Source organism: Gilvimarinus xylanilyticus (genome assembly GCF_024195295.1).
GTDB lineage: Bacteria > Pseudomonadota > Gammaproteobacteria > Pseudomonadales > Cellvibrionaceae > Gilvimarinus > Gilvimarinus xylanilyticus.
On record NZ_JAMFTH010000003.1, the window covers coordinates 213449 to 236620 of the forward strand.

Consider the following 23172-nt stretch of genomic DNA (forward strand, 5'->3'; position numbering starts at 1 on the left):
CTAATTAATATCAGTTTTGATATCGCTTGTCGCAAGCGCAGTCTCTAAGCGAAATAGGAAGTGGCGAAGTGGGCCCAAGTATGGAGTTGGGCGTAACCCCATGAGTTTGAACCTTAGAATCTTGTCACTCACGAGCTTAAGCCATCGAGGAGCAGCTACCAAATTGCAAGGAAGCGTCCCGTTGTGCCCGACGAGCCGAAAATACTGGGCAGATATGGAAGAAAAAATATTCAACAAAATCAAGCACTTAAAAAGTCTTCGATTTAATTCAAAAAAGACCCTAAATTTCACCTTCTGGAACCCCCGAAAACACTGGGCTCCAAGAATACATTGTCTTCGTTATAATTCCTTCAGATCATAAAGGCATTAGCGAAACCAAGTAGGCAAACAGTTTGAGCAAAGAAGACAACATTTACCGCTGGCTTTTCGATTTGGCGAAACATTTGGTGGGGCAAACACCCGGGCGTTCCTGGGCCGCCATTTTTACCTCGCTGCTGGGTCAAGCGTGTTTAATGGTCGCCATGTTATTGCCCATCAAAGTGGTTATGTTGCTGGGCCTGGACGCCATACCCTCCTATATGCCCGAGCCCTTGCGCTCGATGACACTTGAGCAGCTAACGTTACTCTTGAGCGGACTGACACTGGTTTTTTACGGGGTTTATCTCGCTGGCGAAAAGCTGACTGGGCGGTGGATAGATTCGGCCGCGACCGAAGTGATTGGCAAAACCGGCAAAGTGGTGCTGTTTGAAAACCAGGGCGATATTGCCAGCGATACTTATAAGCGAATGGTCCGCGCTGTTGCCGCCCTGCTCCTCACGCTGGGTGTAATCAGCTTGCTGGGCGTTTTGTACCTTAATATGTGTCTGGCATTGATCGCTTTTTTCGCCCTCAGTATTTGGCCTGCCGTACGAATTTTCCATTATGCTCAGCGCATTAACAAGCCGCAGCTGATTATCCAGTCGCTCAATAATCTGGGTAACATTGGCTTTCTGGTTTGCTTTGCTGTCGTGGTGGTAGACCATCTGTATTTTTCGGCGCCCTCGGTGTTGTTTACCATCGCTGCGCTTATTCTGGCTCGTCAGGCCACCTCAAAAATTGCCGCCGGCGTGGGCGATTTAACACACATCAGCCGTCAGCGAGAAAAAGTCTCTGCACTTTTGTATCAAGAACATCTGCTGCTCCAGAGTAAGGGAAACCAGTCCGATAAAATCGCCCCGTTGTTGGCTCCACCCGCCAGAGACCGGTGGCTAACGCAAGTGCTGCGACAGTGTGAGTGGCTAACGTCCGAGCAAGAAAACATAAAGGTGCACTGGCTTCAGTCGACCACACCCGACGTGTATATATTTGGGGTAGTTCAGGTCGCGACCGGTAGATCCTGCCTGGTTAAAATATTTGATACCACGCGTAAAGCCTTGGCGCTGCACGAAGCCAGCTTGTTGAGTTCGCCCTGCGCCGAGCAACTTCCCGCGCCTAAGCTGGAGCATGCGAGTATTCTAGATGGCTTTCATATCCACGTTTTAGCAACGCCGCCGGGCGGCAGCCCTTTGGATGATCGCGGTCAAACGGAGGCTTTATCCGCCTGCGCCTTACGCGCACTTTGCTACTGTCCACCCGGCGGCGAGATTCAAGACGCTTACCTGCGCTCACATCCACTTTTATGGCAAAAGCTATTCGGGGATTTATTTCAGCCCCTTTATTTAGCCGCCGACGAGGAGCAAACAACGCATTTAAACGATATTTGCCAACACCTTGAGCCAATTCGGGAAAAGTTGCGCGAGCTGCCCCTGACTTTTGTAAACCCGGCGATCAATTATCGGACGCTTATCGCGCACGACCAGAACCGGGCGCAGGTATCTCAGTGGGGGCAATGGAAAATAGAATGTTTTGGCGCACAGTTTCCCGCCAATGCCCAGGGGATTGCCAGCATTGCCGATATTATTGACCAGGCACAGGGACAGCGAAGCGATATCGCGCAGATCGATAGCTCGTTGGTAAAGCTGGCATGTTGGCTCTCGGGAATAGAGCAGGCAATAAACTCGCAGCGCTACCTGGACGCCCTGGATTTGCTACCCGCTTGCATCAATTGTTTGCGGGCGGTAAAGATACTGCCCCCTCCGAAACCCAAGCAAGCTCCCTAGGGAAGTTTCACTTCTGTGCTTTGCAACTTTTCCTGCAAATGCTCGGCAAGCCCCACCCCAGCCTCGGACATCGTCAGGTAGGTCTCGTCGGCGCCGGCCTTGTTGATTTTATCGGCTTCATCCTGGTAGAGCGTGTGTGAGGCAATAAACCCGTCAAAGCCACGCTGGCGAAGTTGCCGCACCGAAATTATTTTCGCCTCCAGATCGCTCATGCTCAATATCACCGCCTTGATATTCGCCATGTCCAATCCCTGCCAAAACACCTGGTCCTCGGCATCGGCGAAGAGTACGTGGCGTCCCTCCTGCCGGTGGCGCTCCACCTTGCCGGGGTCGGAGTCGAGTGCAATAAGACCAGGCACCCGGCTTTTAAGCTGTTCGTAAGCGGCCGTACCCGTGCGCCCCATACCGAAGATCAGCACCTCGGCGTCGCCCAGAGAAATAGGTTGCTGATCGGGGTGGTGAATATCGCGCTCAAAGCGCAGCAGGCGTGCCGATAAACGCTCGTAAAACGGGTGAGCGATGCGATTTAAAGGCGCGGAAATCACAAACGACACGGCTACGGTCAACGCCAGCGGCACCAGCCATTCGGGCAGGACAATGGCCGCAACAATCAAACCGAACTCACTGTAGTTAGTCAATGCGAGGGAGGACAGAAAGGCGCTGCGGGCCCGCAGCTTGAAAGCCACCAGCAGGAAAAAGAAAACCAGCCCCTTCAAAGGTAAAACCAGGGTCGCGGCGGCGGCCAGAATGAATGCGTCTTTGCCGGGCAGACCGCTCATACCGATTTGCAGAAAAAAGCCCACCAAGAAGACTTCTTTAATACTCCACAGGGAGTTAGACAGTTCGGTGGCCCGCTTGTGCTTGGCCAGTAAAACCCCAAACGCCAGAGCGCCCAGCTCTGAGCTAAGCCCCAAGTGCTCGAAGCCTAAGCCGCCCACCACCAGCGCCAGTAGCAACCCCAACAACACCATTAGCTCATCGTGGCCACAGACATCCAGCAGCTTAAACAGCAGCGGCCTCAGCAGGGGCAGCCCCAACACCAATAGCGCCCAAGGCGAGGGCGCGCTATCGCCGGTGAGGCTGATGACCAGAAGCGCCAAGAGATCCTGAACCACCAAAATACCAATGGCCACCCGGCCGTGAAAGGCGCGCAGCTCGCGCTTGGCATCCAGCACCTTGGCGGCCAGTACCGTGCTGGAAAACGACAGGGCTACCCCCAGCAGCAGTGCCTCTTGAACCGTCAAATCCAGCAGCAAATAGACACCCGGGCTCAGCAGCATGACCGCAATCACAAAATGCACGATGCCACCGCCGATAACCTCGGGCTGCACCAGATTGCGCACCCGCAGCTTTAGGCCCACGGTAAAGAGCAACAGTAGAACGCCCAGGTGAGCGATATGGCCAATCACATCATTGCCATACTCGGGTAAATGCACCCATTGCCCCAACGCACTGATGGCAAAGCCCGCCGCCAGGTACCCCACCAGTGGCGGCAAACCCATACCCCTTACGGCGAGCCCCAAGATAAAAGCACAGGCAATCCAAACTGCTTCCAACATATAATCTGCGTATTCCTTAAAATTGATCCATTGGTCTACTATACCAGTTCAATGATATTAACCCGGCAATCAAAGTTGGCGGATTAACACGCGCCCCAAGCATACGCCGCCAGGATTTGAGGCTCACGCCAGTCCATGACCACGAGCAGGCTTAGGTTTTAGCCACTTGGAGCCCAGTCTTATCGCCGCCCTAGCCTTTATTTTAAGCCTTTTGCGCACGGGCTGTATTAGCCTTATACTCCTCGGCATTGTAGAACTTAAATTGACCCGTTAGGCCAAACTATGAAAGAGCTCTACTCCGCTCACCCGGTAATGAAAGATAACCCCTTCGGCTTTTTGCTGGCGATCATTCTGATCCCCGCTTTCGGGTTAGGCATCATTATTCTGTTAATCTGGCACCTGAATAATAAGTCATCTAAATTGATGATTACCGACTCTGACGTGCTGTTTGAAAAAGGTTTATTGAGCAAAGAGCGCTCGGAGCTGAATATTAAAAGCATTCGCACCGTGCGCGTAAGGCAATCGTTCATGAATCGGATATTTGGCACCGGCACAGTCGAGCTTTACACCGCGGGCGACAACCCCGAGATAGTCGCTAAGGGCTTACCCGACCCCAACACCGTGCGCGACATAATCAAAGCCAACGACTAGCCCTATGAGCAGCGACGACAAAGACAAGCGCCAGGCACGCACCACGCTTATCGCTTTGGTGGTGGTACTGGCGCTCGTGGTGGCTGCGGTAGCGCTGATGATTCCACTGGTTGCCGAATCCGCCGACGGCCTATTCAGCGCCGGAATGGGCTTAAAAGATGCTGCGGTAGTGGCCTTTTTTGTCACCATCGCTCTTTTAGTGGTGTTTGCCATTAGCTCGGGCGATGGTCTGATCGGCGAACTGCAATATGTACTGGGCGGTTTTTTCACATTTTTTGTGGTGATCTGGCTGATGATTGCCTGGATTTTTTAGCCGCCTTCCATTTCTCTGAATAATTGACTGGACACTATGAACCTACGCAAAGCCTTTACTCTTGCAAGCCTGCCACTTCTATTACTCGGCAGCTACTCCCACGCCGATAACAACCGCGGCTTTTTTGTCGGTGGTGGTGTTTCCGCTGTGGATGTGGACGACAGCCCATCCTTCGACACTCCCAGCTCCTGGATGGGTGAAGTCTTCGCAGGCTACAAGTACAACCCCTGGCTGGGCGCCGAAGTGCGTTACGGGATAGGCACGGGCAAGGAGGAACTAGACCTAGACGGACTGGATTCAGACGATGAACTAATGATGGATATCGACAGCTACTCGGCCGTTTACTATCGCGCCGAAGCAGTCAATCAAACCGGTCGGTTTTATGCCCTGTTGGGCTATGCCGATATCGACTTTGCCGTCGAAACCAACGATATCAGCACCGATTTTAGCGACGATGATTTCTCCTGGGGGCTGGGTTTAGGTTTTATTCTGGATGAGCACTTAAACCTGAACTTTGAGTATCGCGATCTGGTAGAAGTGGAGCAGTATAACTTCACCACTATCTCCGCAACCCTGGACTATCGTTTCTAAGGCCGGTGAAGCGCAACCGCTATGTCTGATCTCGCCGAGAGAGCCGTTGCCTGCCCTTTTTGCGACGCCCACTTGACGCTGCTCATCGACGAGTCAGCGGGTGATCAGTCCTACACTGAGGACTGCCACGTCTGCTGTCAACCAATACTGGTGCATGTCCATTACGATTTCGACGGTGACTTTAACGTCACCGTCGAGCAGGAGTAACCTAGCAGCTGTTGAAAACCCCTTGCATGCTCAGCGAGGCCTGCGGAACTTCCAGGCTGAGTAAGTACGGGGGTTCCAAAAGCTGCTAGCCCCTACAAGGCCGCTTCTATTGCCTCGCGCAGGGCTTTGGCGTCGGGTGCGGTTTTGCTACCAAAGTGCGTCACACTGCCGGTCTTAGCGTTAACCAAGTATTTATTAAAATTCCAGCCGGGCTCTTCGGTCTGCTCGGCCAGCCAGGCGAAATAGGCATTGGCCTGTTCGCCACTCACCTCAGTGGGCGCCAGCATCGGGAAGGTTACCCCATAGTTGGTATAGCAAATGGTAGCCGCTTCCTCTTCGGATTTGGCCGCCTGCTTAAAATCGTCGCTGGCAAAGCCCACAACCACCAACCCTTGCTCGCGGTAGCGCTGATAAAGCGCCTCAAGCCCTTCAAATTGCGGGGTAAAACCACAGTGGCTGGCGGTGTTAACCACCAATGCCGATTTGCCCTGCAAAAGCTCACATAAACTGGTGGTTTCAGATGAGTGCAGCTTGCGGTACTCGCCCTGCAGATAGTCAGGGCATTCGTCAGCGCCAGCCGTGGTCGTGAATCCGGCCAACACCAGCAGTACTGTCAATAATCTCATGGTTAATCTCCGTACCCTTGTGGGTGTCTCATTTGCTATGATCTTACGCCTAATTCAGCGACCAACACAATTTATCCTATGCGAATCCCCAGGCTCTACCTCGAACATACGCTCGAGGCGCGGCAAACGCTCACTCTCACCGATCGCCAGGCGCATTATGTGGCCCGGGTACTGCGCATGGGTAGTGGCCGTCCGCTAACGGTGTTTAACGGCGAGGGCGGCGAATTCAGTGCCCGCATACTGGATGCGGATAAGAAAAACGTCACCCTGGAGATCGGCGACCACTTAGCCGAGAACCGCCAATCTCCGTTGGAGATTGAGCTGGCGATTGGGCTGTCGCGGGGCGAGCGCTGGGATTGGGTGCTGCAAAAAGCCACCGAGCTTGGGGTAACGCGGCTGGTGCCTCTGGTTACCGAACGCACCGAGGTTAAACTGAAAGGTGAGCGGCTGGAAAAAAAGCAGGCCCACTGGCAGCAAATCTGTATTAGCGCCTGCGAACAGTGCCAGCGCAATATTTTGCCGCAGCTCGATTCGGTCTGCACCCTGCAAGACTATTTACCCCAGGCCCGGGGGGCGGAGAAATACGTTCTGCACCATCGCGACAGCCGCCGATTAGACTCTGGCGCTGCTCCCGCGAGCGTGTCTTTGTTGATCGGCCCCGAAGGCGGACTGAGTGACACCGAGATAGAAGCGGCGCGCCAGGCGGGCTTTAGCCCCTTAACCTTGGGGCCCAGAGTATTGCGCACCGAAACCGCCCCTATTGTTGCGCTGAGTTTAGTGCAACACCTGTGGGGCGATCTTTAGCGCCGATTCTATTGCAGCGCTTCGGAGACAATCAGCTCGCGGCGAGTCTCGACATGGTAAAAATAATAAGGGCGCAAGGTCTCGGCATCCTCTTCGGGGCAGGCTTCCTCATCGGTGGAGGCGGTATTTTCGTCGTACTGCAAGACTAACTTGGCGGTATTGTCGCCCGCCTCTTGTGCACGCACCGACTCGAGAGATAGGTAATCTTCACAGTTATTGTCTTCGCGCTCACCCAGATCAATAAGCACTACCTGGCCGTCGGTAAAGTCGGGCTCGTTGACCGGCAAGGTGTCGCTGTAGCGATCTAAAAACAACCAGTAGTCGTCTTCGTTGCGAAACACTAACACCTGTTTTTGCCCGTCAATTTCCAACAAGGTGTTGTCGCCATCCAAGACTTTGCTCACGCTAACGCTGACCACATCCTCATCGTCTTCGTCATCGATCGTTGTGCCCGGATCAAAAGGTTCATCGCGCTCCGCGCCACAGCCCACTAACACAGCCAGCATACCGGCCAACAACCACTGCTTATCGCTCATAAATCCCTAACTAACCTTTTTGATAATCCAAATACACTTGCTCAAGTTTCCCCACGGCGGGTATCACGGCAGCTTCTCCGGCCCAGCTGACCAGCATTTCATCGTATTCATCTTTGTCGGCGTCTCGCTCGACAATTTCACTGGGCGTTACCCGCGCCAAACGCGGCAACCCCTGTGTGACAATCGCAATAAAACCAAGTTCAGCATCAATACCCGTGGTGTTGAGCACCGCCACCCGCGAACGGCTGGTTAATGCTGGGGCAGGATACCCGTTGAGCACTTCAAAGGACAACAGAGGAACCGACAAATCGCGCCACAATAATTCCCCCAAAAGCCAGTCGGGGGCATTGTCGAGCGGGCTAATCTCCCCCACGGGAACGATTTCTGCCACGGTCACGTTGGGCATCAGTAGCGTTTTCTCAGTCAAGGGGACCAATAAGCTGGCCACTTCTTCCATCTGGCCAGATTCAATGTGTTGCTGAGCGCTCATAGTTAGCTTGCTCCTGAAAATAATGTCGGTTGTTTACGAAACGGGTCAAAGCCTCGGCCAGCTCGGCCGGAGTACCGGTGCGACTGACGCAGCCCGTCGCTATCGCCGCACGGGGCATTGAGTCCACCACGCAGCTGTCGGGGCGCTGCACCCACACCTGCCCTTTTTGCTGATGCACTAGGCGAGTGCTGGCGGCGCCGTCCTCGCCCATACCGGAAAAGACTATCACTCCGCAGCGAGCGCCGTGGGTACGGGCGACATTGGCCACCAGCTGATCGATGGATGGCTTGTAACCGCCACCCCAGGGTTCATCGGACACCATTAAGGTGCCATTGGACTGAACGTCGACACGTCTACCCGGATCAATCAGCGTGGTGCTGCCCGGCTTTAACACCGCGCACGGCTCAGCCAGATAGGCCTCACAGCCACTGCGAGTCAGCATATTGATCAGCGCTGGTGAATACCCCTCGCCAATATGCTGAACGTAAAGAAATGCCACTGGAAGCCGCCCCGGCAAGTGCTGCAAAAATTCGGACACCGCCTCTGGGCCCCCGGTCGAGGCGGCCAATATCCAGATATTCTGCGCCGCAGGCCCGGCCTGTAAATTAATTTCCGCCGCCAAGCGGCGCAGACGGCTGGTCAACTGTTCACTCCAGCGCGAGCGCTCGGCCGGCGAGGACTCGACCTCGGTGCTATCACTGACAATTACCGGCACGGACAAAGCACTGAGCACTTGCAGACTGTGGTTTGCGCCCCCCTCAGGGTCGCTACAATCCATATCCACCAGCCATGCATCTACATCGATAGATAGCTGGCCCGCATCCAGAGACTCGGGCGTGCTAACGCAACGGGTATCAGTGACCAATTGACCCGCCTGTTGCGCCGCCGACCTCAGAGCAACCAGCTTAGCGTCGCTGTCGACGACTATTCCCAGCCGCAGCGGCGCCGGCATTTCACTGCTCCTCGGCCTCGGCAATCAGCTGTTCAATATTGTTAAGCAGCGCCTCTTCCTGATAGGGCTTACCCATATAGCGGTTAACCCCTAAATCCAGCGCCCGCTCGCGGTGTTTCTCGCCGGTACGGGAGGTAATCATGATGATTGGCAAATGTTTAAGCCGCGAACTGGTGCGGATATTTTTCGCCACCTCAAAGCCGTCCATGCGGGGCATTTCGATATCCAGCAGCATCACATCGGGAATTTGATCCTGCAGCAGCAAGATAGCTTCGGCGCCGTCTTTGGCGGTCACCACGTTATAGCCCTCGCGCTCCAGGAAGCGACCGGTTACCTTTCGCACGGTCACCGAATCATCCACCACCATGACGGTCTTCTCTTCCTCTTCACCGTCATCCTGCGGTACCTGCTTAAAGGGCTCGATCAAAGTCGTCTCTGCCAGCCCCAAGGCCAATTGCTCGCGAATCAGGGCGTGCAAATCGAGGATGACCACCACCGAGCCGTCCCCCATCACGGTAGCGCCGGAGACACCGCGCACGGTACTGAACTGAGCGCCCAGGGTTTTCACCACAATTTCGCGGCTGCCCATCAGTTTGTCCACCTGCAGGGCCACGGTATTTTCCGCGCTGCGTACCAACACGACCGGCAGCGGCAATGCCTGACCGTCGAGTTTGGGCATGGCCTCACTGTCGAGCAGCGAGCCCAGGTAGCGCACCAGATAATTTTCGCCGGCGTACTCAAAGCGGGCGCTTTCATCCTGGTAGTAGTGCTCCAGCTCGAAGGGGCTGACCCGCACAATACCTTCAATGGTATTTAGGGGAATGGCGTAGTGATCGTCGCCAATTTCTACCATCAGGGCGCGGTTAACCGATACGGTAAAGGGCAGGCGCACGGTAAATTCGGTGCCCTCGCCCCAGCGCGAGGCGATAAACATGGTGCCGCCGAGCTGCTTGATCTCGGAGTGAACCACGTCCATACCCACGCCGCGGCCGGATATTTGCGTCACCTTGTCGGCGGTACTAAAGCCGGCGTGGAGAATAAACTGCATCACATCCTGGTCGGATAACTGGGCATCGGCGCTCATTAAGCCCCGCTCGATGGCTTTGGCCCGCACCCGTTCCAGGTTGATACCGCGACCGTCATCGCGCAGACGCAGCACCACTTCGCCGCCTTCGCGGGACAAGCTTAAGGAAATGGTACCCGCTTCGTTTTTACCCGCTTCCTGGCGCTCTTCCTGTGGCTCGATACCATGGTCGACGGCGTTGCGCAGCATATGTTCCAAAGGCGCGATCATCCGCTCCAGTACCGAGCGATCCAGCTCGCCTTCAACATTATCCAGCTGGAAATTAACGTCTTTGCTCAATTCCGATGCCGCCTGGCGCACAATCCGGCGCAGCCGTGGCACCAGACGCGAGAAAGGCACCATGCGCGAGCGCATCAGCCCTTCTTGCAGGTCGGTATTAATGCGCGACTGTTGCAACAACAGGGTCTCGGTGTCGCGAGTTTTATCCACCAGGGTCATGCGCAAATCGAGCAAGTCAGAGGCCGATTCGACCAGCGACCGGGACAGCTGCTGCAGCGCCGAGTAGCGGTCCATTTCCAGCGGGTCAAAATCGTCGTGCTGAGCCATTTGCTCCTGGCGGAACAGAATCTGGGCTTCGGTTTCGATATCCAGGCGGCGCAGCTGCTCTTGCAGACGCTCAATGGTGACGTCCATCTCGTCCAGGGCAATCCCCACATCGCCCACTTGCTCTTCAATACGTGCGCGGGCAATCGAGGTTTCCCCGGCAAGGTTCACCAGCTCTTCGAGCAGCTCGGCGGATACTTTAACCACCTCTTGCGGGCCGCTGCGCTTGGCGGCCAAATGCTGAGCCTGGGCGGCCGTGGTCGCCACCTGGCCGCCTCCGCCACCTCCGGACTGAGGCTGCATGGCGCCAAACTCGGGCTGGGGTTTGCTTTTGGGGGCGAAAGGCAGGACTTTGCCTTCGGCCGCAGCGTCCGGTTTGGACGCGGGGGCAGAGGCAGCTTGCTCCTGCTCAGCCGAGTCTTCGACGTCGGCGGAAGTCGTATCCGTGGGCGAGGGCTCGGAGGACTCGGGCGCTTTACGCTCGGGCGCCTGTCTTGGCGCTTCGGGCAGGGGTTCTCCATGGAGTTTTGCCTTAACCACGCTCACGCCATGGTGAATACGATCCTGGTACTGAACCAACATTTCAAAGGTCGGCTGATCCATATCCGCCAGATTCATTTCAATCAAGCGGGTTTCAAATTCGTGGGTTAAATCGCCCAGCTCGGTCAAACCGGCCAAACGGGCACCACCTTTTAAGGTGTGCAAGCTGCGTTTTAGCTCTTCGGCACACTCGGTGTTGCTCCAGTCTTCTTCCCAGTCGTGCAGCGATCGCTCAATCTCTTCACAGAGCTCTTCCGCCTCTTCCATGAAGATTTCCAGAATCTCTTCATCCAGTTCATCTTCGACTTCAACATCGGCGGCAAAACTATCTGCCGCAGGAGCGGATGCTTGGGGTGGCGGCTCTTTCGCATCGCCACCTTGAGGCTCTGCCTCGCCTTCTGATTCAGTAGCTGGCGTCGGTTCTTCGGCGGGAAGATCCAACTCGGTATCGAGCGGCTCTTGGTTGCTATCCGGCGCCTCGAAAGATTCCTCGGCGGATTGCTCCGCTGACTCAGGCACGCTTTCGGCTTCGGCTTCGGCTTCGGCTTCGGCTTCGGCTTCGGCTTCGGCTTCGGCTTCGGCTTCGGCTTCGGCTTCGGCTTCGGCTTCGGCTTCGGCTTCGGCTAACAGGCTAGTGTTGGCCTTGGCACCGTCAAGCCAATAGTTCAGTGCGGCGTCAATGTGCGGCGGTATGGGCTGCAAATTCTGTCCAGCGGCGATGGCATCCACCATATCCAACAAAGCGGTGTGGATGCTCACTAAATCCTGGCACAGGGAATCGCTGCAACCCAGCTCGCGCGCCAGCAACAGCTGATAAACTTGATAAAGCTTGTCGCCCAAGCTCGCCATAGGCGGGAGGTTGGCGTGGGCCGCACCACGGGTGAGGTTTTTCAGCTCATCGACCACAGGTCTTAAGGGCTCAATATTATCGGGGGCCGCCTGCCACTGATGCACTAACTCGTCGGCGTCGAGGAGTAGGTTCATCTCCTCGGCCATAAATATTTCCAGTAGTTCCGGGTCGACCGGGCGTTTGCCGTTGGCATCGGCTTCTTGCATTTGCGCCAAAGGAGCCACGTGAATTTCACGCAGCTCGGCCACCCGCGCCAGGTATTGCTCAAGCCGTGGAATCACCAGATCGCGTCCGGCGCTGATATCTTCAAGCGCCTCCTTGGTGTAGACAACCCCGTCTTGCAACAGCTGCAAAATATCGTCATTGATATTGATCTGATAGCTGCGCAGCTCTTTTACGAACTTCTCCAGCGGCGTGGCCAGCTCGGCGATAGGTGTTACCTCGGCCATATGCGCACTGCCCTTGAGGGTGTGAAGGGCGCGTTGCATATCGTCGCTGGGCGGCTCGAACAGCGGGCGCGCCGCTTCCATACGGGCGATGTAGTCTTCCACAATCGCCAAGTGGGAGAGCGCCTCACTGCCAAATATTTCCCACAGCTGACTGTCCGGATCGTCATCATCCTCGTCGGCTAGCGCGGCCGTCTCGTTCGCCTCCGGTAGGTCTTCTGAATCCGGTGAGACGTCTACGTCCAGTAACTCTGTTGACGCGCCGACCTCCTCCGCATCCGGCGAGATCTCTGATTCCGACGATGCTTCTTGCTGAGGCGCGGCCTCTTCCCCCGACAGCGATAAAGGCCTCAAATCATAAGGCACTTCGCCGTGCGCAAGCTGTTCACCCTGTTCGCGCATCCGCTCTATCACGTCGAGCTCGGGCGTGGGCTGCCCCTTGGCAAAGGCCTCGATCATGGCCGGAATTTTGAGCCGAACGTTTTCAATAAAAGTAACGTGGGCATCGCCCGGCACAATGGTGCCGTCGATAACGCGGTTAAGCATGTTTTCAACCGACCATGCCAGCTCACCGATATCGCTCGCACCCACCATTCGGCCACTGCCTTTCAGGGTGTGGAAGGCGCGGCGGAACTCAGTTAAGGCTTCGCCGTCTTCGAAACTTTGCGCCCAGCGGGGGAAGTACTCATTAATAGTCTCGCTGACTTCTTCCGCTTCCTCGATGAAAATTTCCAAAATTTCATCGTCGATATCGTTCTCGTCTTCCTGCTCTGGCTCGCTCGCCGAGGTCTCAGCGGCTTCAACATCGGCCGAACTCTCCTGCTCGTCCGGCTCGGGTTCGTCCGAGTTATCGACAGGCATCTTGGAATCGATTGGCGCCGAGGAGTCGGTATCGAGCATTGGCGGTGCATCAGCCCCGACCTGTGCTTGCGACTCGTCCACGGGGGTCGGATAGTCGATTTCCTCGACTTCAAGATCGTCACTGTCACCCTCGGGGGAATCGCCGAGGGCATCGGCATAAGCGCTCTGCAGTTGATCGGCCAGATCGTCCGATTCGGCTGCGGTTTCGGTATCGGCTTCGGGCGCCTGCTCGCGCGGAGGCGAGGTTCTGGCAACGGCGTACCCCAGCTCGGCGACGCTTTCCTCTGCCACCATCAGCAACAGCTCGTTTTCCTCTTCACTGCTGTCGCCGCCCATGCGCTCCAGATAATATTCCACACTGGTAATGGCATCGGCCAGGGTGTCCAAAGTAGACCACTCGGGGGTGAGCTCTTTTTGCAGCAGCTGCTCGTCAATATAGCGGGCACAGGCGCCCAGAATTTTGGCCGGACGGGGCAGCGGCAACATATCCAGACTGCCGCGAATATCGCGCAGCATTTGCGGCACATTGTTTAGATGGTCGCGATTCCACTGGGATGCAATATATTCGACGATGGCGTCTTTGGCGTGTTCCAGACCATTGCGCGATTCGCGCATTACCGAGGACTTGGCTTCACCCAGGGTAATACCCGCCTGATCTTTAACGTGTTTTTCCGGGCTGCGGCCGGCGTTGGCAGCCACCACGTCCAGCTCGCCTTCGATATCAATGATACGGTTGGCCACCGCCATCAACTGATCTTCACTCAAGCCTGTGTCGGAGTGGGCCGCGAGCTCGAGCGCCGCGCCCTGATCCAGCACGTCGCGACGCAAATCGCCAATACCCAAGACTGCCATGGTGTCGGCCACCCGCTTGATAATATTGCAGGCCTCAGTTAATTCTGACTGTCCGGCGCCCTCGGAAATGCAACGGTTAAGGGCATTTTTCACCCCGTCCAGCTCGACCTTTAATGCCGCCACCACCGAGCGCATCGCCTCGGGGTCGGGAGTGGTAAAGTTGCCATCGCCGTCGCCACTTTCTTTGCTTTCCAGCAGCGCTTTGTCCAGTTGGTACTGGGAATACACCTGCTGCAAAAACGAGCCGTCTTTAAAGCCCGGGGCATGCTTACCCGAGCGCGCGACATAGTAGAGTAGGTTTTTTAACAGCTCATTTTCTGCCGGTGCCGACAGAGCTTTGGTGCCATGCACCACCAGCACTTTGATTTCCCGGTCCAGACGACGGAGCAAATTTTTCACCGACACGCTGGATTCAATGGCATCCATTTCCAGCGCTTCGGCCAGGGCAATGGCGATCGTCCATAAATTTTGCCGCACCGTACCTGTGCTCAGGCGGTGCAGACGCTGGAAAACTTTGTGTATGTAGGTAAGGTTTTCATCGGGATTAACGGATTTAATAAAACCCGCCGCCGCCACCTGATACATCTGCCGCAGCTTGGCAACCGTGGCTTTAAACTGCGCGTCGCTGTCGAGCAAAGGTAAACGCTGACCACTGACTTGTCGCGCAGGCGACAGATCGGGCATAAACAGGTTGGTGTCAGACAGCAGTGATTCACCGCGCACGGTGCGTAAATCATTCAGCAGAGGCAGAACCACCAAGGGGTTGTCCTGACGCGAGACTTTAACTTGATCGAGATAGACCGGAAATTGCAGGATGGCGCGCATTAAAACTTCCGCGCCTTCGCCTTCATTGTTCAGACTTTCATCCAGCATCGCCTGAGTCAGGTGTTCCATTTCTTCGGCGAGCATTACCGCGCCGTGAAATTCCACCATCTGCAAACTGCCCCGCACCTGATGAATGTGGGTGAGGCAAAACCGGAGGCGCGCTTTATCCTTGGGGTCCTGGACAAAGGACTCCAGAGACTGCCGGGCTTCTTTCAAGGTGTCGGCAATTTCATGTATGACCCAATCCAGAGCCGCGAAGTTGCGATTATCAGCCATCTAGCGCCTTCCTCATTGTTTTTTATGCTCTTGCCGGATGTAGGCTTGTATAGCGTCGTTGCTTACCCGCTGCATTTGCGGATGCTCCCAATCGCCGGCCTCGCCCAGCCCGATCACCAGGACTCCGCCGGGCTTTAAACGATCGGATAACGAATTCAGTATGTCGCGGCGCAACCAGCGACGAAAATACACCAACAGGTTCTGACAAAAGATCACGTCCATTTTGACCGCGGGCATGTCTTTAATGTGCAGTACATTGGCGTGGGTAAAACACACCCTGTCGCGCAGTTTGCGCACCACTTCGTAATGGCCATCGTTACACAAACTGGTGTAACGACTGATTTCCTCGCCACTCATGTGTTCGGTGGAACGGGTTGAGTAGCGCCCCTCCCGGCCCTTTGTCAGAGCGGAGTTACTGATATCTAAAGCGGTAATGCCGTAGTAGGGTTCCAGGTGAGCGAGCTCAAAGCAGTCGTTCACCACCATGGCCAGCGAGTAGGGCTCTTCACCACTGGAGCAGCCCACACTTAGCACATCAAAACTGGCGTTAAGCTGGCGGTTATCGATTTTGTGCTGGAGGTAATGCCGCACAAATTCCATCGACTCGCGGTGGCGAAAAAAGCTCGTCTCTTTAACTGCTATGCGATCGATCAACACCGACCACTCAAGGCGCCCCTGCAGCCCATCGGTGACCCGGGCGTAATAGGTACTGTAGTCGTCTAGTCCCAATTCGCGCATACGGATCGTCAGCTGCGACTGCAATAGTGACTTTTGCATAGGAACGAGCTGTATACCCGCCCGCTCCTCTAGCAATTTACTCCACTGAGCAAACTCATTGTCACTTAAATCGGCAATCGTCCGCAGAGACCAGCCCATAAATCAACCTACTGACATGACCCGAAAGTCATTAACCCGAATGGCGGTTATCGGAGTTATCTGAGTCGTCACCGTCGATATCAATCTCGAGCTCCACCTCGTCATTCAAATCCAGCACTTCGGCGTCTTGCAAATCGGCAGCATCAGCCAAGGTGTCGGCTTCTGCAGTCGACGTGTCAATGCTGGTGTCAGCGGTCGCGGCAGCGTAGCTGTCGACAAGGTCATTGCTGGAATCAACGTCTTCCTCGGGCAGCTTAAAGCCGGCAACCGATTCGCGCAGATCCATGGCCATCGCGGCCAGATTACCAATCGATTGCGCCGTGGCACTGGTACCTGCCGAGGTCTGAGTGGTAATTTCCTGAATCACGTTCATCGTGTTGGAGATGTGACCGGCCGAAGAGGCCTGCTGACGGGCGGCGTTGGAGATGTTCTGAATCAATTCGGCCAGCGAGCTGGATACACCCTCAATTTCTTCCAGGGCCACACCGGCGTCTTGCGCCAGACGGGCACCGCGCACCACCTCAGAGGTGGTTTGCTCCATCGAGATCACCGCCTCGTTGGTATCGTTCTGAATGGTTTTAACCAGCGCTTCAATCTGTTTGGTCGCAGCGGCCGAGCGTTCCGCAAGGCGCTGCACCTCATCCGCTACCACCGCGAAACCGCGGCCCGCGTCACCGGCCATAGAGGCCTGAATCGCAGCGTTAAGGGCCAGAATGTTGGTTTGGTCGGCAATGTCGTTAATCAGCGATACGATGTCACCAATTTCCTGCGAAGATTCACCCAGACGTTTAATCCGCTTCGAGGTGTCCTGAATCTGCTCGCGAATGGTGTCCATCCCGTGGATGGTGTTCTGTACCACCTTGGCGCCGTTGCCGGCAATGGATACGGCGCGCTCCGCAACCGCGGCCGATTCGGAGGCGTTGGCCGATACCTGGTCAATGGTAACCGCCATTTCGTTAACCGCTGCGGATGCCCCGGCAATTTCCTGCGCCTGGTGCTCAGAGGCTTCGGCCAGATGCAGAGCGGTTTGCTGGGTTTCCTGAGCGGCGGCGGATACGTTCACCGCCGTGTCGTTGATTCGCGCCACCAGAATCCGCAGCTGGTCAATGGTGTAGTTAATCGAGTCGGCAATCGCACCGGTGAAATCCTCGGTTACCGTGGCGGTGGTGGTCAGGTCACCATCGGCCAGGTCAGCCAGCTCATCCAGCAGTCGCAAAATCGCCGTTTGGTTGCGCTCGTTGGTATCGGCGGTCACCGCCAGGCGACGGCGGGTACCCATGTAGATCAACACACCGATAATGCCCAGACAGATAATCGCGGCCGCGGCCAGGGCAATCAGAACATTATTGTTAAGGGGGCGCTCGCCGCCCAGGGCATCAATTTTATCGGATACGTTACTCAGCGCCTGCAGCAGTAAGGGCGTCTGGTCGAGGATTGCATCCTCTGCTTGTCGGGCCTCAAACAGCGCCGGGGCACCTTCGAAAATGGTTTGTACCGAGCCGCTGACGGTTTCAAACAACGAGGCAATTTCTTCCAGGCTGGCACGGGCATCGGGGTCGGTCACCTGGGAAATACCCATCATCTCGTCGCCGCTTTCCATGGCGTTTAGAACCCGACCGTAAATATTGGCGTCGCGGTTAAACTGGTCGGCAATGCTGGTAATGTCGCTCTCGTCACCACCTCGCAGCATTTTATCCACGTTACGACCGATACGCTCGGCGCGCCAGGACTGCATTTGCGCCTGAGACACCTGCTCGGCCGGAGCGCCCGCTTCCAGCAGAATCTCCACAATCAAGCTGTGCTGCGACTGCAATGTCGGCAGGCGATCGTTCAACTCGCCCCCCACATCGTTCAGGAAGATAATCGTCTCTTGGTTTTCCAGGATAGTCTGGGAGCTCTTTTTGATATCGTTCCAGACACTGCCGTACTCACCAAACTCGGCCTGCAATACCTCGCGGGTGCGGGGATCGGCATTGCGCAGCGTTTCCCAAGTCTCGGACATGTTATCCACCACCGAGGAGAGCTCGGCGAACGACTCTTCTTCCCCCGAGGTGGCGTCCCTGGACAGAGACGTCAAGCGGAAAGCCTGGGCACGCAATTCAGCGGTTTGCTGCAGATAGCGTTGGTCGTTTGCAGCGTTTTGCTGCACCAACACAAACACGACTAACGTGGCGACCAAAAAGACCACCAGCAGCACACTGGCGAGAACAATCGCAGGATTGCTCTTGATCGTCGCAGCGATAGTTCTGGACTCAGTTTTCATTGACTCACTCCCGACCGACTTTTGTTACTTGTTGTAAATTGTTGGTTAAGGGTCAATCTGGTCGACAGGCTCTCTCGACCAAAATCCCTCTCGTATTTTTTCCACTTAATACAGCCCGTTATCAATCCTTTGCCGCATTGGTAAAGCGTTGATCCCGCGCTAACTCTGATAACTTAAACACATTCCATTGCTGCCCCTGGGCAAAATAACTGCCCTGCACATAGGGCCTGATAGCCTCCACCAGATCTCCGGTTTCGCTCTGGTACTCATCCACAGGAAAATGCTGCATGCCGAACACCTGATCGACAATCAGCCCGGTATAAAGGCTTTCGGTTTCCAGCACTAAAACCCGACGACGTTTGCGTCCACCGACCAATCGGCCACCGCAAAAGGCCGCCAAATCAAACAGTGGCAGGAGGCGCCCACGCACATTGGCAACGCCTCGAACCCAGCTTTGCACGCCGGGCAAATGGGTAAAGCTGGGCACTTCAAGCATTTCCGCCACCTCGTCCATCGAGGCGACAAAGTGACTGCCTAAAAGGGTAAAACCCACGCCGCTCCACTGCTCGCGCGCATCGATTTGCGCCGGCAGGCCTCTGGCGGCGTTGCGACTGCTCTGAGCCAGCTCTGCTAGGGCTAAAAATGCACTCGATTGCTCGGCCATAACCCGGTTCCGCTACATCCTTTGAGATTATTGAGCGCTGAGGTCAGCGCCGCGATCAGGCCATAACGTCGTTAATGGCATCCATCAACACATCGGCGGTAATGGGCTTGGCCAAATAGGCTTTGGCGCCCTGGCGCATGCCCCACACACGATCGGTTTGCTGATCTTTGGTGGTGACGATAATCACAGGGATATTGGCCGTCTCGGGCGCTTTGCTTAGCTGACGGGTGGCCTGAAAACCATTCAAGCCGGGCATGACGATATCCATTAACACCACATCGGGCATTTCTTTTTTCGCCAGGGCAACGCCCTCTTCGCCATTAGGCGCGGTGAGAACAGCGTGGCCGCTCTTCTCCAGCATGGTGGTGAGTTTGTAGGTTTCGGTGGGCGAATCGTCGATAATTAGAACTCTGGCCATGGGACCCCCAATACAAATAAAGTCTTATATACAGTTTTTAGTGTTATACGTGATCGGGCCGGCCTTAGGAGGCCTGCGCCTGCTTCACATGTTCTTCAATGGCACCCAACAGCTCGCTTTTGCTGAAAGGCTTGGTCAGGTATTGATCGGACCCGACAATACGCCCCTTGGCCTTATCGAACAGACCGTCCTTACTGGACAGCATAATCACTGGGGTGGATTTAAATTCACTGTTGTTTTTGATCAGCGCGCAGGTCTGATAACCGTCGAGACGCGGCATCATAATGTCGACGAAAATAATATCCGGACGGGAATCGGCGATTTTTGCCAGCGCATCAAAGCCATCGGTGGCCGTAATCACAGTGCAACCGGCTTTTTTTAATAGGGTTTCGGCGGTTCGACGAATGGTTTTGCTGTCGTCGATAACCATGATTTTGAGACTTTCCAAGCTAACGTCCATACAGGCTGACCTTTGCGTTGTATTTTTTGAATGCTCCGAGGTGCGTCCTCCCCCTCAGGCTAGGCACACACATCTCCGGCCGCAAATAATCCGGGATTATTTATATGATCAACTTTTAACATAGTTTTTAGGCATTATCTATAAATCGCTGAATATATTCATAAATCAACGGTCGAACCTATTTAATATTCCCTTGAATTATGACGCAATAGGCTTGCGCACGGGTCGGCGAGCGGCTAACTTAGTGCCCCTTAAACAGACGGCCGGGACTCGCCCCGAGAGCATCACTGGCCCCAACACCCTAGAGCTGGACAAACGACCCATGGCCTTAAAAATTGGCGTTGTGATGGACCCCATCGCAGAGATCACCTATTACAAAGACACCACGCTTGCGCTGTTATTGGCTGCCAGCGAGCGCGGCCATGAGCTCTACTATATGGAACCCACTGATCTTTACTTAAATAAAGAACGGGCGCGGGCCTACGCCAGCCCATTAAGGGTATTTGACGACTCAGAACACTGGTTTGAAACTGACGCCGCCGCCGATATCGCCCTGGGGGAGCTGGATGCGATATTAATGCGCAAAGACCCGCCTTTTGATACCGACTTTATCTACAGCACTTATATTCTTGAGGCGGCTCAGCGTCAGGGCGCTATGGTCGTCAATAACCCCGCAAGCCTGCGCGACTGCAACGAGAAAATATTTGCCACGCACTTTCCCCAGTGCTGCCCGCCCATGATTGTGAGCGCGCGCATGGACCAGCTTAAGAATTTTTACAAAGAGCACGGCGACGTTATTTTTAAACCCCTAGATGGCATGGGCGGCAGCGGTATTTTCCGCTGCAAACCCCAGGACCCAAATGTCAGCTCGATTCTGGAAACCCTGACCGAGCACGGCCGGCACCTGATTATGGCGCAAAAATTTATTCCCGAAATCAGCAACGGCGACAAGCGCATCTTAATCGTGGGAGGCGAAGCCATCCCCTACGCTCTGGCCCGCATTCCGGCGGCCGGCGAAACCCGCGGCAACCTGGCCGCAGGCGGGCGCGGCGAACCGCAGCCGCTTACCGAGCGCGACCGCTGGATTGTCAGCCAGGTGGCGGATGAACTGGTCGCGCGCGGTCTGCTGTTTGTGGGACTGGACGTGATTGGCGATTACCTGACCGAAATCAATGTCACCAGCCCCACCTGCGTGCGCGAAATCGACCGCGCCTATGACACCCAAATTGGCGCCAAGCTTATGCTTGCCATTGAAAATCGCCTGGCGGACCGGACCCACTAAGTAATGAGCAGCAATCCCTCAGTGGCGGTAGGGGTCGACACCCGCATCAACAGTATCGACCGCTTAAGCTTTACCGTGTTTGTCGCCATTGTGGCTCACGCGCTGATTATATTCGGCCTGACTTTCAGCTTGCCCCAGCCGGATGAGGTGGCCCCTACCCTGGAAATCACCCTGTCGAATCACAGCACTGACCAGGCCCCCGACGACGCCCGCTTTTTGGCCCAGCACAACCAACAGGCCAGCGGCACCGAGCTTGCTAACCGCGAGCTGACCACCGACCAGCAGGCCGATTTTGTCGCCCCCACCGTTAACCAGGTGGCGCCTGTCCCCCAGCAACAGGCCAGCACGAAAGCCCAGGCGGCTGAACAACCACTACTCACTACCAATGCCGCGGCGACGCGTCAAGTCGTCCAAGAGAACGACAACCACAGCCAACAACAAGAGCTAGAGCGCGAGGGCTCGCCCGAAGAGCAGCCTATGATCACCCCGGAAATCGCCAGCCTGCAGGCCAAACTGGACCGCCAGCGCCAGGAATATGCCAAGCGCCCCCGCTTGCGCCGACTGACCTCGCTGGCCACCAAATCTGTTCCCGAGGCCGCCTACCTATTGGAGTGGAGCCGTAAAATTGAGCAGGTGGGCAATGCCAATTACCCGCAACAAGCGCTGACTCAGCGTCTGACCGGCCAACTGCGCATGGCGGTCACCATTAACCCCAATGGCACCATTCGCGCGCTGGAGCTTTCGGAGTCGTCGGGAGTGAGCATTCTGGACGAAGCCGCGATGCAAATTGTGCGCATGGCGGCGCCGTTCGACCCCATTCCCCCCGAAGTGCGTGAGAATTTCGATCAACTGCAGATTATTCGCACCTGGATGTTTGAGATCGACGGCCTCAGCACCTCATCCAATTAACCGCCCGCGCTCGACGCGCTTGAGTTTCCCGGCCCCTACCCCAATACTGAAAGCATGACCAAGGATACACACCAACACTCTTTCGAGCCAGGCGCTCTGCGCAACCAGTTCCTAATTGCCATGCCGAGCATGAGCGATCCGCATTTCGCCCACAGCGTTACCTATATCTGCGAGCACTCAGACGACGGCGCCATGGGCATTGTGGTCAACATACCAATGGATCTCACCCTGAGCGATATTTATCAGCAACTCGAGCTGGATACCAACGATATCTCGGCACACATGGCCGCCCTGGCCGGGGGGCCGGTCAGTGGCGAACGCGGCTTTGTGCTGCACCCAACCTCGACCGACCGCCAGTGGCAATCCAGCATTGAGGTTTCAGAGGATATTACCCTGACCGCGTCGCGGGATATTCTCGAGGCCATGTCCCGGGGCGAGGGCCCCGAACACACCCTGGTGGCACTGGGCTACGCGGGTTGGGACAAGGGCCAGCTGGAGCGGGAGATAGCCGAGAACGCCTGGCTGACGGTGCCGGCAAATCAACAAATTTTATTTCACACCCCCGCCGAACAGCGCTGGAACGCCGCCGCGCGCCATCTGGGCATTGACCTCAACCTCATATCCAGCCAGGCGGGACACGCCTAATGTCGCCCCCCAAGCGTCTACTCGCGTTTGATTACGGCACCCGCAGCATAGGTGTGGCCAGCGGCCAAACCGCCACCGGTAGCGCCAGCGCCTTAACCGAGCTGCGCGCCCGCGACGGTATTCCCAACTGGGACGAGATCAAAAAACTACTGGACGAATGGCAACCCGACTTGGTGTTAGTGGGCCTGCCTTTGAATATGGATGGCAGCGAAAGCGACTTTTGCCCCCGCACGCGCAAATTCGCCAACCGTATCCACGGCCGCTTCGGCGTCGCCGTAGAAATGGTCGACGAGCGTTTATCCAGCTTTGAGGCAAAAGAGGAACACCGCGCCGCCGGCGGCTCAAGCCACTACAAAAGCGATCCGGTGGATGCCATTGCGGCGAGAATTATATTGGAGACGTGGTTGAACGCTGATGTCTGATGTCTGATGTCTGATGTCTGATGTCTGATGTCTGATGTCTGATTATCAGTATCTGCCACAGCGACAGCCCAAGCCAATAAAACAAGCAT

At 55.8% G+C, this 23172-nt stretch carries 21 protein-coding genes; 10 read left to right on the forward strand and 11 right to left on the reverse strand.

Going from position 1 to position 23172, the window contains the following annotated elements; translation table 11 throughout:
* Positions 1-392 precede the first annotated feature (392 nt).
* Positions 393-2138, forward strand: a complete 1746-nt coding sequence (locus tag M6D89_RS11450) for a hypothetical protein (protein ID WP_253968208.1) — start codon at positions 393-395, stop codon at positions 2136-2138.
* On the opposite strand, the gene M6D89_RS11455 is transcribed toward M6D89_RS11450, so the two are convergent.
* Positions 2135-3697 carry a cation:proton antiporter family protein gene (locus tag M6D89_RS11455; RefSeq protein WP_253968209.1) on the reverse strand — a complete coding sequence of 521 codons (1563 nt, stop codon included), beginning with the start codon at positions 3695-3697 and terminating at the stop codon, positions 2135-2137. The genes M6D89_RS11450 and M6D89_RS11455 overlap by 4 nt on opposite strands.
* Before the next feature lie 282 nt (positions 3698-3979).
* Between M6D89_RS11455 and M6D89_RS11460 the strand changes: the two genes are divergently transcribed.
* Genes M6D89_RS11460 through M6D89_RS11475 form a run of 4 tightly spaced genes read left to right on the forward strand, consistent with a single transcriptional unit; the run spans position 3980 to position 5459 of the window.
* Entirely contained in the window at positions 3980-4348 is a 369-nt protein-coding gene (locus M6D89_RS11460; RefSeq protein ID WP_253968210.1) for a PH domain-containing protein, read from the forward strand.
* 4 nt (positions 4349-4352) lie between these two features.
* Positions 4353-4661: a hypothetical protein gene (locus M6D89_RS11465; RefSeq protein WP_253968211.1), complete on the forward strand. Its 309-nt coding sequence runs from the start codon at positions 4353-4355 to the stop codon at positions 4659-4661.
* 36 nt (positions 4662-4697) lie between these two features.
* Positions 4698-5252 (forward strand): porin family protein, encoded by a 555-nt coding sequence (locus M6D89_RS11470; protein ID WP_253968212.1) that lies wholly within the window; start codon positions 4698-4700, stop codon positions 5250-5252.
* 21 nt (positions 5253-5273) lie between these two features.
* Positions 5274-5459 (forward strand): CPXCG motif-containing cysteine-rich protein, encoded by a 186-nt coding sequence (locus M6D89_RS11475; protein ID WP_253968213.1) that lies wholly within the window; start codon positions 5274-5276, stop codon positions 5457-5459.
* A 92-nt stretch (positions 5460-5551) separates the two neighbouring features.
* Here M6D89_RS11475 and M6D89_RS11480 read toward each other — a convergent pair whose 3' ends face one another.
* Positions 5552-6085 carry a glutathione peroxidase gene (locus tag M6D89_RS11480; RefSeq protein ID WP_253968214.1) on the reverse strand — a complete coding sequence of 178 codons (534 nt, stop codon included), beginning with the start codon at positions 6083-6085 and terminating at the stop codon, positions 5552-5554.
* Positions 6086-6163: 78 nt separating this feature from the next.
* Here M6D89_RS11480 and M6D89_RS11485 point away from each other — a divergent pair, with 78 nt between their 5' ends.
* A complete protein-coding gene (locus tag M6D89_RS11485) occupies positions 6164-6889 on the forward strand; it encodes a 16S rRNA (uracil(1498)-N(3))-methyltransferase (RefSeq protein ID WP_253968215.1) in 726 nt (241 codons plus the stop codon).
* An 8-nt stretch (positions 6890-6897) separates the two neighbouring features.
* On the opposite strand, the gene M6D89_RS11490 is transcribed toward M6D89_RS11485, so the two are convergent.
* From M6D89_RS11490 to pilG, 9 genes are all read right to left on the reverse strand, one after another.
* Entirely contained in the window at positions 6898-7425 is a 528-nt protein-coding gene (locus M6D89_RS11490) for a hypothetical protein (protein WP_253968216.1), read from the reverse strand.
* Positions 7426-7435: 10 nt separating this feature from the next.
* The gene (locus M6D89_RS11495) at positions 7436-7915 is read right to left on the reverse strand and encodes a chemotaxis protein CheW (RefSeq protein WP_253968217.1); all 480 of its coding nucleotides are present in this window, start codon (positions 7913-7915) and stop codon (positions 7436-7438) included.
* Positions 7893-8867: a chemotaxis protein CheB gene (locus M6D89_RS11500; protein ID WP_253968218.1), complete on the reverse strand. Its 975-nt coding sequence runs from the start codon at positions 8865-8867 to the stop codon at positions 7893-7895. The genes M6D89_RS11495 and M6D89_RS11500 overlap by 23 nt, the downstream gene beginning before the upstream one ends.
* A gap of 1 nt (position 8868) precedes the next feature.
* Positions 8869-15144 carry an Hpt domain-containing protein gene (locus M6D89_RS11505; RefSeq protein ID WP_253968219.1) on the reverse strand — a complete coding sequence of 2092 codons (6276 nt, stop codon included), beginning with the start codon at positions 15142-15144 and terminating at the stop codon, positions 8869-8871.
* A gap of 12 nt (positions 15145-15156) precedes the next feature.
* A complete protein-coding gene (locus M6D89_RS11510) occupies positions 15157-16020 on the reverse strand; it encodes a CheR family methyltransferase (protein ID WP_253968220.1) in 864 nt (287 codons plus the stop codon).
* Between the two features lie 31 nt (positions 16021-16051).
* Complete coding sequence (locus M6D89_RS11515; protein WP_253968221.1) at positions 16052-18283, reverse strand: methyl-accepting chemotaxis protein; 2232 nt, start codon at positions 18281-18283, stop codon at positions 16052-16054.
* 121 nt (positions 18284-18404) lie between these two features.
* Positions 18405-18947 carry a chemotaxis protein CheW gene (locus M6D89_RS11520; RefSeq protein WP_253968222.1) on the reverse strand — a complete coding sequence of 181 codons (543 nt, stop codon included), beginning with the start codon at positions 18945-18947 and terminating at the stop codon, positions 18405-18407.
* A gap of 55 nt (positions 18948-19002) precedes the next feature.
* On the reverse strand, positions 19003-19365 hold the full coding sequence (gene pilH, locus M6D89_RS11525; protein ID WP_253968223.1) for a twitching motility response regulator PilH: 363 nt from the start codon (positions 19363-19365) through the stop codon (positions 19003-19005).
* Positions 19366-19429: 64 nt separating this feature from the next.
* Positions 19430-19825 (reverse strand): twitching motility response regulator PilG, encoded by a 396-nt coding sequence (gene pilG / locus M6D89_RS11530; protein WP_253968224.1) that lies wholly within the window; start codon positions 19823-19825, stop codon positions 19430-19432.
* 322 nt (positions 19826-20147) lie between these two features.
* Here pilG and gshB point away from each other — a divergent pair, with 322 nt between their 5' ends.
* The 4 genes from gshB to ruvX are packed head-to-tail and all read left to right on the forward strand — an operon-like array spanning position 20148 to position 23083.
* Complete coding sequence (gene gshB, locus M6D89_RS11535; protein WP_253968339.1) at positions 20148-21107, forward strand: glutathione synthase; 960 nt, start codon at positions 20148-20150, stop codon at positions 21105-21107.
* A 3-nt stretch (positions 21108-21110) separates the two neighbouring features.
* Positions 21111-22016 carry an energy transducer TonB gene (locus tag M6D89_RS11540; RefSeq protein WP_253968225.1) on the forward strand — a complete coding sequence of 302 codons (906 nt, stop codon included), beginning with the start codon at positions 21111-21113 and terminating at the stop codon, positions 22014-22016.
* 54 nt (positions 22017-22070) lie between these two features.
* Complete coding sequence (locus tag M6D89_RS11545) at positions 22071-22661, forward strand: YqgE/AlgH family protein (RefSeq protein ID WP_253968226.1); 591 nt, start codon at positions 22071-22073, stop codon at positions 22659-22661.
* Positions 22661-23083 carry a Holliday junction resolvase RuvX gene (ruvX, locus tag M6D89_RS11550; RefSeq protein ID WP_253968227.1) on the forward strand — a complete coding sequence of 141 codons (423 nt, stop codon included), beginning with the start codon at positions 22661-22663 and terminating at the stop codon, positions 23081-23083. The genes M6D89_RS11545 and ruvX overlap by 1 nt, the downstream gene beginning before the upstream one ends.
* Positions 23084-23172: the final 89 nt, after the last annotated feature.